The sequence below is a fragment of the Agromyces binzhouensis genome, from assembly GCF_004135055.1.
GTDB lineage: Bacteria > Actinomycetota > Actinomycetes > Actinomycetales > Microbacteriaceae > Agromyces > Agromyces binzhouensis.
On record NZ_SDPL01000003.1, the window covers coordinates 39,023 to 47,014 of the forward strand.

4 protein-coding genes are annotated in these 7,992 nt (G+C 70.6%); 2 read left to right on the forward strand and 2 right to left on the reverse strand.

Annotated elements, in window-relative coordinates:
- Nucleotides 1-662: 662 nt before the first annotated feature.
- Nucleotides 663-1,481, forward strand: a complete 819-nt coding sequence (locus ESO86_RS00705; RefSeq protein WP_165307181.1) for an alpha/beta fold hydrolase — start codon at nucleotides 663-665, stop codon at nucleotides 1,479-1,481.
- Between the two features lie 52 nt (nucleotides 1,482-1,533).
- On the opposite strand, the gene ESO86_RS00710 is transcribed toward ESO86_RS00705, so the two are convergent.
- Nucleotides 1,534-2,121 (reverse strand): NADPH-dependent FMN reductase, encoded by a 588-nt coding sequence (locus ESO86_RS00710; RefSeq protein WP_129232983.1) that lies wholly within the window; start codon nucleotides 2,119-2,121, stop codon nucleotides 1,534-1,536.
- A gap of 88 nt (nucleotides 2,122-2,209) precedes the next feature.
- Here ESO86_RS00710 and ESO86_RS00715 point away from each other — a divergent pair, with 88 nt between their 5' ends.
- The gene (locus tag ESO86_RS00715) at nucleotides 2,210-2,686 is read left to right on the forward strand and encodes a MarR family winged helix-turn-helix transcriptional regulator (RefSeq protein ID WP_129232984.1); all 477 of its coding nucleotides are present in this window, start codon (nucleotides 2,210-2,212) and stop codon (nucleotides 2,684-2,686) included.
- Nucleotides 2,687-2,763: 77 nt separating this feature from the next.
- Here the strand turns inward: ESO86_RS00715 and ESO86_RS00720 are convergent.
- On the reverse strand, nucleotides 2,764-7,992 hold a 5,229-nt coding region (locus tag ESO86_RS00720; protein ID WP_129232985.1), incomplete at its 5' end, for an alpha-L-arabinofuranosidase C-terminal domain-containing protein.

A 7,992-nucleotide genomic window follows, 5' to 3' on the forward strand; every position in this document is an offset into this window, starting at 1 on the left:
GCTCCTGGAGGAGCCGTTCCCCCGGTGTTGCTTCGACTCATCGATACTACATCTTGTGTCTGGGCAATTGCACGACCACAAGATGATGTAGTTACATCCGTGTAGTTTTCCACCGCGTTCTCCACCGTTCATCAACAGGTCGATGCCGGTCTGATCGGCGGATTCTCGCGGTTCGCGATCGGGTTCTCCACAGGCCTGCTCATCTGTGCATGATCGGCCTGTGAGTGGATGCCGGGCGTGTCGTCGGCGTGTCGCGCACGCACCACGCCGGCACGAGGCATCCGCACCGCCCTGGCGACGACGCGACGACCACCGCTGGCGACGGCTTCACGCGACATACCGGCTCCCCCGACCCGACATCTGGCCCTCATCGGCCCGCCGACCACAACATCTGGTGGCGTCCGCTGGTAATGCTGCCACCACCCACCGACATTCCCGCGACGGAAGCCACGGCGCGTCGCGGCATCCGTCGCCCCCACTTCGCGGGGAGGCCCTCGCCCGCACGGCGGGGCCCTACCGGCATGCGGCCACGCGGGTTAGCCTGACGACGGACTCGACCGACGCACCGGCGGTGCCACGCGCCGATGCACGACAGACCGACGGCAGACCAGACCGACGCAGCCCACCACCGACGCAGGGCCGGCCCTGCGAGGGAGGACCGCATGTCCCACACCGTGATCTCGCACGACGGCGCCTCGATCGCCTACGACCGCGAGGGCGAGGGCCCGCCCGTCGTCCTGGTCGGCGGCGCGTTCCAGTTCCGCGCGTTCGACCCGGCCACGAAGCAGCTCGCGACCCTCCTCGCCAAGCGCGGCTACACGGTCGTGAACTACGACCGGCGCGGGCGTGGCGAGAGCGCGCACGACGTGCCGATGGGCCTCCACGAGACCCTCGCCGACCTCCGCGCGATCGTCGCCGAGCTGCAGCGCATCCACGAACTCGGCGAGGGCGTCGCCCTCTTCGGCAACTCCTCCGGCGGGGCCATCGCGCTCGCGGCCGCGGCGCACGGGCTGCCCGTCACGGCGATCGTCGCGTTCGAGGTGCCGATCGGTGCCGAGCAGGGGCCCGAGGGCGCGGAGTTCCTCGCCGGCATCCGCGAGCGCGTCGCGGGCGACGACCCCGACGCGGTCGTCGAGTACTTCATGAAGGACATGCCGCCCGAGTGGCTCGAGCAGGCCAAGAGCACCCCGGCCTGGCCCCTGATGGTGCGCATCGGCCCGAGCCTCGAAGCGGATGCCGAGTCCCTCGCCTGGGCGCAGTCCGCGCCGCACGCCGAGCTGCTCGGGCCGATCCAGGCGCCCACGCTCGTGCTCGTCGGCGAGGAGGAGGCGCCGAACGGGATGGCGCCGGCCGCCGACGCGATCGTCGGGGCGATGCGGCACGCCGAGCGCGGCACCGTGCCCGCCGTGCAGCACTCGTGGCAGCCCGAGAGCATGGCCGGCGCGATCGCCGACTTCCTCGACGCGCACGTGGAGCGCTGACGCGCGGAGCGGCGCCGGGAGCCGGCACCGTCCGCCGTCGTCTGGCGCCGGGCTACGCCGCCTGCGCGAGCTCTCCCGCCTCGCGCACCGAGCGAAGGGCGAGCGCCCACGGTACGACCTGGTCGAGCTGCGTCGCGAGCATGCCGGCGTGGTACTCGGCCGGCGTGAAGGTCGTGTAGTTCTCGAAGTCGGTCATGAGCGAGAACGACACCTGCTGGCGCACGTCGGCGACCTGCAGCTCGCCGAGGATGAGGCGGAGGTGCTCGGCCGCTCGCGTGCCGCCCGCCGAGCCGTAGCTCACGAGCCCGGCCGCCTTGTTGTTCCACTCCGCGTAGACGAAGTCGATCGCGTTCTTCAGGGCGCCGGAGGTCGAGTGGTTGTACTCGGGGGTGACGAAGATGTAGCCGTCGAACGAGTCGACCTTCTCGGCCCACGCCTTCGTGTGCGGGTGGGCGTACTGGCCCATCGCCGCGGGCATCGCCTCGTCGAGGTGGGGCAGGGCGAAGTCGGCGAGGTCGACGAGCTCGAACTCGGCGTCGGTGCGCGAGCGGGCCTGCTCGAGCACCCAACGGGCGACCTGCTCGCCGACGCGACCCGGTCGGGTGCTGCCGATGATGATGCCGATCCTGACTGCGGACATGTGCGTCGTCCTCTCGTGGGGAAGTAGTTGACACGTCATCATAACCGAATTAGATGACACGTCAACCAAAACCCGGTAGGATGGCGGCATGCCCACCTCCGAGGTCTCCGAAGTCGACGACGCCGAGTGGGCGCTCTTCGACGGCTTCTCCCTCATGCACGCCGAGCTCGCGCGTGAACTCGACCGACGACTCCAGCGCGACGCGGCCATCTCGCAGGCCGACTACGGGCTGCTCCTCGAGCTGTTCCGCGGCCCCGACGAGGGCCTGCGCCCCGGCACGCTCGGCGACCTCATCGGCTGGGAGAAGAGCCGCGTCTCGCACCAGCTCACCCGCATGGTCGGTCGCGGGCTCGTCGAGCGCGTCGAATGCGACACCGACGCGCGGGGCTCGATGATCGTGCTCACGCGCGATGGCCGCCGAGCGCTGCTCCGGGCCATGCGCGATCACGCCCGTGCCATCCGCGAGCTCTTCCTCGACCGGCTCGAGCCCGACGAGAAGCGCGCGATCGCCGCGGCATCCGCCCGCGTGCGGGCCGGCCTCTCGGCATCCGCCGCAGCACGCTGACGACGAGCGCCGACGCGAGAGGGCGCCGCCCGCCGAAGCGAGCGGCGCCCCCGATCAGGTGAGCGGATGACCTGGCGTCAGCCGGTCGCGCAGAGGTCGCCGTTCATCGTGAACGCGCTCGGCGCCGTGTTGTCACCCCCGTTCACGCGGCCGTTGAAGCCGACCTCGATGCTCGTGCCGGGCTCGATGCGCCCGTTCCACGGCAGGTTCGTCGCGGTCACCGACGAGCCGTCCTGCGACCAGAACGCATCGCGGCCGTTGCGCACCGTCTGCGCGTCGTCGAAGGCGAAGCCGAGCTCCCACCCGTCGATCGGCTCGTCGCCGATGTTCGAGATCGTGAGCGTCGCGTCGAACGCCTTCTTCGAGTTGCCCTCGACGACGTAGTCGACCTCGCACGTCGGCACGTACTCGGCGAGCGTGAGGAACGTGATCGAGTACGCCGGGAAGTCGTAGGTGAACTCGTTCGCTCCGCCGTCCCATGCCCGCTCGACCGGCACCAGGTGCTCCGGCTCGGCCTTCGTGTTCATGTCGCCCGGCGCGCCGACCATCTCGGTGACGCCCACCTCGTCGTCGACGACCATGCCGCCGGTCACCGACACCGCCGTGCGCGCGGTGGCGCCCGTCGGGTTGACGACCTTGAGCACGGTGTCACCGGTCTCCTCGTCGTGCGTGACGACCTGGTAGAGGCCCTTCGCACTCGGCTGGGTGTAGCTGAGCTGCAGCTCGCCGTCGAGGTAGAGCTCGATCGTCGAGCCCTGCACGACCACCTTCACGCGGTAGTCGCGGCCCGTCTCCACGCCCGCGTTCTCGAGCGCGACGACCTCGCCGGCACCGCCGCCGGCCGCCTGCTGGAGCACCGAGCGGGTGTTGTTCCAGCCGCCGAGGTTCCACCAGTAGTAGTCGTTCGCGCCACCGGCCGCGAAGCCGATGAGGAATCCCTCCGACCCGGCGAGCTTGCGCGCGTCGAGCTCGAGCGTGTAGTTCGACCAGTCCTGCGCGTACGCGTCGGGCATGAGCGACCGGGCATCCGTCACGGAGGTGGACGACTGCACGTACTCGCCGCCCTGCACGGCCCAGCTGCCCGCGACGGGCGACCAGTCCGAGCCCGCGTCGAACGACTGCTCGTAGAGCGCCTCGCCCGTCGCGTTCGAGGTGACCCGCACATCGTCGTACGCCGCGCTCGTGGCCCACGTCGACAGGAACACCCCGCCGTCGAGGTCGCTCGCGGCATCTGCCTCGGTGTGGGTCGACGGAACCACCTCGTCGCCGACGTTCGTCATGAACATCCGCTGCGTGTAGTAGTTCACCGAGCCCCACGACTCGTCGTTGTCGAACCACATCATGTCGGGCGCCCACTGAACGTAGTCCTCGTTCGCGAACATCGGCGCGTACGACGCGAGCTCGACGAGGTCGGAGTTGCGCTCCAGGCCCGTCATGTAGGCGGCCTCGGCGAGCGCGTTGCCGAACGTGTTGCCCCGCGAGGCGTACTCGCCGAGGAACACGTGCGGACCCTCGCGGTCGTACGCGTCGTAGCGCTCCGAGTTCTGGAGGAACCACGACGGGTCGTTGTAGTAGTGCTCGTCGACCATGTCGACGCCCTGCGCCCGGTTGAACTCCCACAGCTCGTCGAAGCGCGTGCCGGCGTCGTCCGGACCCGAGTTCGAGATGATCGTGATGTCCGGGTAGACGGCCTCGATCGCGTCGCGGAACCTCGGGAAGTTCGCCTCGAACGTCTTCGTGTTCTCCTCGTTGCCGAGGCCGATGTACCGCAGGTCGAACGGCTCCGGGTGGCCGAGCTCGGCGCGCTTCGCGCCCCACTCGGTCGTCTCGGCGTCGCCGATCGCGAACTCGATGAGGTCCACCGTGTCCTGCACCCATCGGTCGATGCGCGCGTCATCCGTCATCTCGGGGATGCTGCTGCCGCAGCCGTTGGCCCCGACCGACACCACCGGGAGCGGCGTCGCACCGAGGTCCTCGGCCCACTCCATGTACTCGAGGTAGCCGATGCCGTACGACTGGTTGTAGCCCCAGAAGTTCCAGTTGGTCGGGCGCTCCTCGACCGGTCCGATGGTCTCCTTCCACTGGTAGGTCCGCTGGCGGTCCTGCCCGTCGGACTCGAGGTAGGTGTCGAACGTGCCGACGTTGGTGACGCATCCGCCGGGGAAGCGGAGGAAGCTCGGGTCGAGCTCCGCCACCTTCTCGGCGAGGTCCTTCCGGAGCGGGCTCCTGCCGTTGACCGGACCGACCCACGTGTCGACCGGGAACAGCGACACCATGTCGAGCTGCACCGACCCCGCGGCGCCGGTGAGCACGACCAGCCGGCCGGCATCCGTCGTCGCGTTCGCCGTGAGCCGCACCTCGAGCTTGCGCCAGGTGTCGTCGCCGGCGACCGAGACGGTGCCGAGCGCGAACTGCTCGGTGCCGTCCGCGTCCTCGACCGCGACGGTCAGCTCCTGCGCCGTCGCCGACCGCGCCCAGACCGAGAAGTCGTACGACTCCCCCTCCTCGACGTGGATGCCGCGGTTGAAGCCGGCGTTGCGCACGCCGACGCCGGGACCGTCGCCCGTGACGGTGAGCGACGCGCGGTTCGAGTCGTTCAGCCACCGGTCGCGGTCGCTGCCGACCGCGATCGACCCGGTCGCGCCGCGCTCGACCTCGTCCCATGCCGTGAGGGCGGTGAACGACCCGTTGTCGGCGGTCGAGAACTCGAACGACCGGTTCCGGACGAGCTCGGCGTAGATCCCGCCGTCCGCGGCGTAGTTGATGTCCTCGTAGAAGATGCCGTAGAGGTCGTCGCTCATGTCGGTCCGCTCGGCCGCCGTGTCGATGGCGATCGAGTGCTCGGCGATCTCGACGGGCACGATCTCGAGCCGCGCGGCATCCGCCTCGCTGCCGATCACGAGCGCGCCGTCCTCGCCGAGGCCGGCGAACCCGCCGTCCGTCGTGCGCAGCGCGACCTTGCCGCCGCCCACGTCGGTCAGGCGGAACGCCGTGGGCTCGTCGCCCTCGGCGCCAAAGGCGACCATGCCGTCGCGCACGACGAGCGGGCGGTCGCCGCCCTGCTCGGTGAGGGCGATGGGGCGGGCGGATGCCTCGGCGGCGAGCTCCTCGGCCGTGAACCCCAGCTGGGCGAACGGGCGCTCCGAGCCGAAGCGGATCACGCCGTCGTCGCCCTCGGCGAGGTACGACGCGTCGCCGTCGCGGCCGAGCGTGAACGCCGCCTCGGGTACGACGTCGGCGCCCTCGGGCTCGATGAGCGCGAAGTAGTCGAACTGCGCCTCGTGGCTCGGTGCGGCGCCCGCGGCGAGCGCGTAGAGGCCGATGCGGGTGACGTCGAAGCCCACGGTCGCCCGCCCGGCTTCGGCCCACTCGAAGCCGGTCCAGTAGCTCGTGACGATCTCGTCGCCCGTGCGCTGCATGCGCAGGTACTCCTGCGTCGATCCCGGACGGGAGGTGAACGTCGAGCGGTAGACCGCGCCCTCCTCCACGCCGTTCTCGATGACGGTCGGTCCGCCGGGCGCGAAGCTCACGTTGGTGAGGCCCGCGCGAGCGTAGTCGTCGAGGCCGGCCATCGCGATGAGGCCCGCACCCTGGAAGTCGCGCGACACGGCACCGCTCACCGAGGTGAAGGCCGTGAAGTCGCCGACGGGCACGTCGACGAGGAACACGTTGTCGGCCGTGTTGTCGCCCTGGTAGGTGTCACCGCGCTGGGACTGGATCGTCAGCGCACCCGGGTTCTCGGCCAGCGACCAGGCGCTGGGGATCTCGGAGAGGATGCTCCACCGTTCGCCGAGCGCGTCGGCGTCGAACTCGTCGACCCACGCCTCGGCGGGAAGCTCCGGCGCCCCCGGCGTCGCGACCTCGACGGTCGCGTCGGCGGACGTGCCGCGCGTCGAGCTCGCGGTGATCGTCGCGGTGCCGTCGCCGGTCGCGGTGACGAGGCCGTTCGCGTCGACCGTGGCCACGGCGTCGTCGCTCGACGACCACGTGACGCTGCGGTCCTCAGCGGTGACGGGCATGACGGATGCCTCGAGCTGACGCGTGTCGCCCGGAGCGAGGCTCAGCTCTGCGGGCGTGACCGTCACGCCCTCGACGAGCGCGTCGGGCTGGTAGGTCTCGAGGAGCGCCTGGTACTCGGTCGCGGTGACGGGGATGACGGTGCCGTGGCGCGGGCTCTCGGGGAGCTCGGCATCGGGCACCGCGGTCCACGCGGCGCTCGCGAGGTCGTCGGTCTCGAAGAGCATGTAGCCCTGGCCGCCGTGGTACGACGGCTGGTCCTGCAGCAGGTACCAGGTGTCATCCGTGTTGCTGCGGAAGATCGACGGCCCCTCGCCGCCGGTGAACTCGCCGCCCCACGGGTTGGGCTCGCCGAAGCCGACGCGCTCGGCCATGAGCTCCCAGCCGTCGCCCTCGGTGACGCCCTGCGTCAGGCGCAGGTCGGTCGAGCGCTCCTGGCGCATGCCCATGTACGACTCGTCCTTCGTGAGCCGGTAGTAGGTGTCGCCGACCTGCGCGACCGTGGAGTCGATCATGCCCCGGCCCGCGCCCTGCGGCTCGTCGATCCAGACCTGCGCCTCGGAGAAGGTCACGAAGTCGCGGGTCGTGGCGTACATCATCCGCTGGTAGCTCGTGGCGATGTCGCGCTGGTCCGCGGGCAGCTCCGGCGGGTACAGCGCGGACGCCCAGTAGACGACGTACTCGCCGGCCGCGGCATCCCAGAACGCCTCGGGCGCCCAGGTGTTGCCCGCGTTCTCGGGGGCGACGACGACCTCGCGCTGCTCGGACCAGGTGACGAGGTCGGTCGACTCCCACACCATGATCGAGCGGCTGCCGGTCTCCTGTGCGTCGCCGAAGTTGCCGCCGCCGAAGATCTTCAGGTCGGTCGCGATGAGGAAGAAGCGGTCGCCCTCGGGGCTGCGGATGATGAACGGGTCGCGGAGGCCCTGCTCGCCGAGCGTGGAGGCCAGCACGGACTGGCCGTCGTTGAGGCCCATCCATTCCTCGGGGTCGTTGCCGACGCTCGCGGCGAAGTAGATCTCCTCGCCGTCGTCGGTCGACTCGCCCACGAAGTGCGGGAAGAAGTACGCGGAGTACGGCTCGAGCTCCGGCAGGGGCAGCACGGTCGCCGCGTAGTCGTGCGTGGCCGTCTCGCCGTCGAGGGTCGCGGTCGCGGTGAGCGTGACCGCGACCGGGTCGTCGCCCGTGGCCGGGCGCGTCACGACGCCGTCGGTCGTGATCACCGCCGGGTCGCTCGTGGCCCAGTCGAGCTCGGCGCCGCCCTCGCCCGCCTCCGGCAGGGCCAGGTT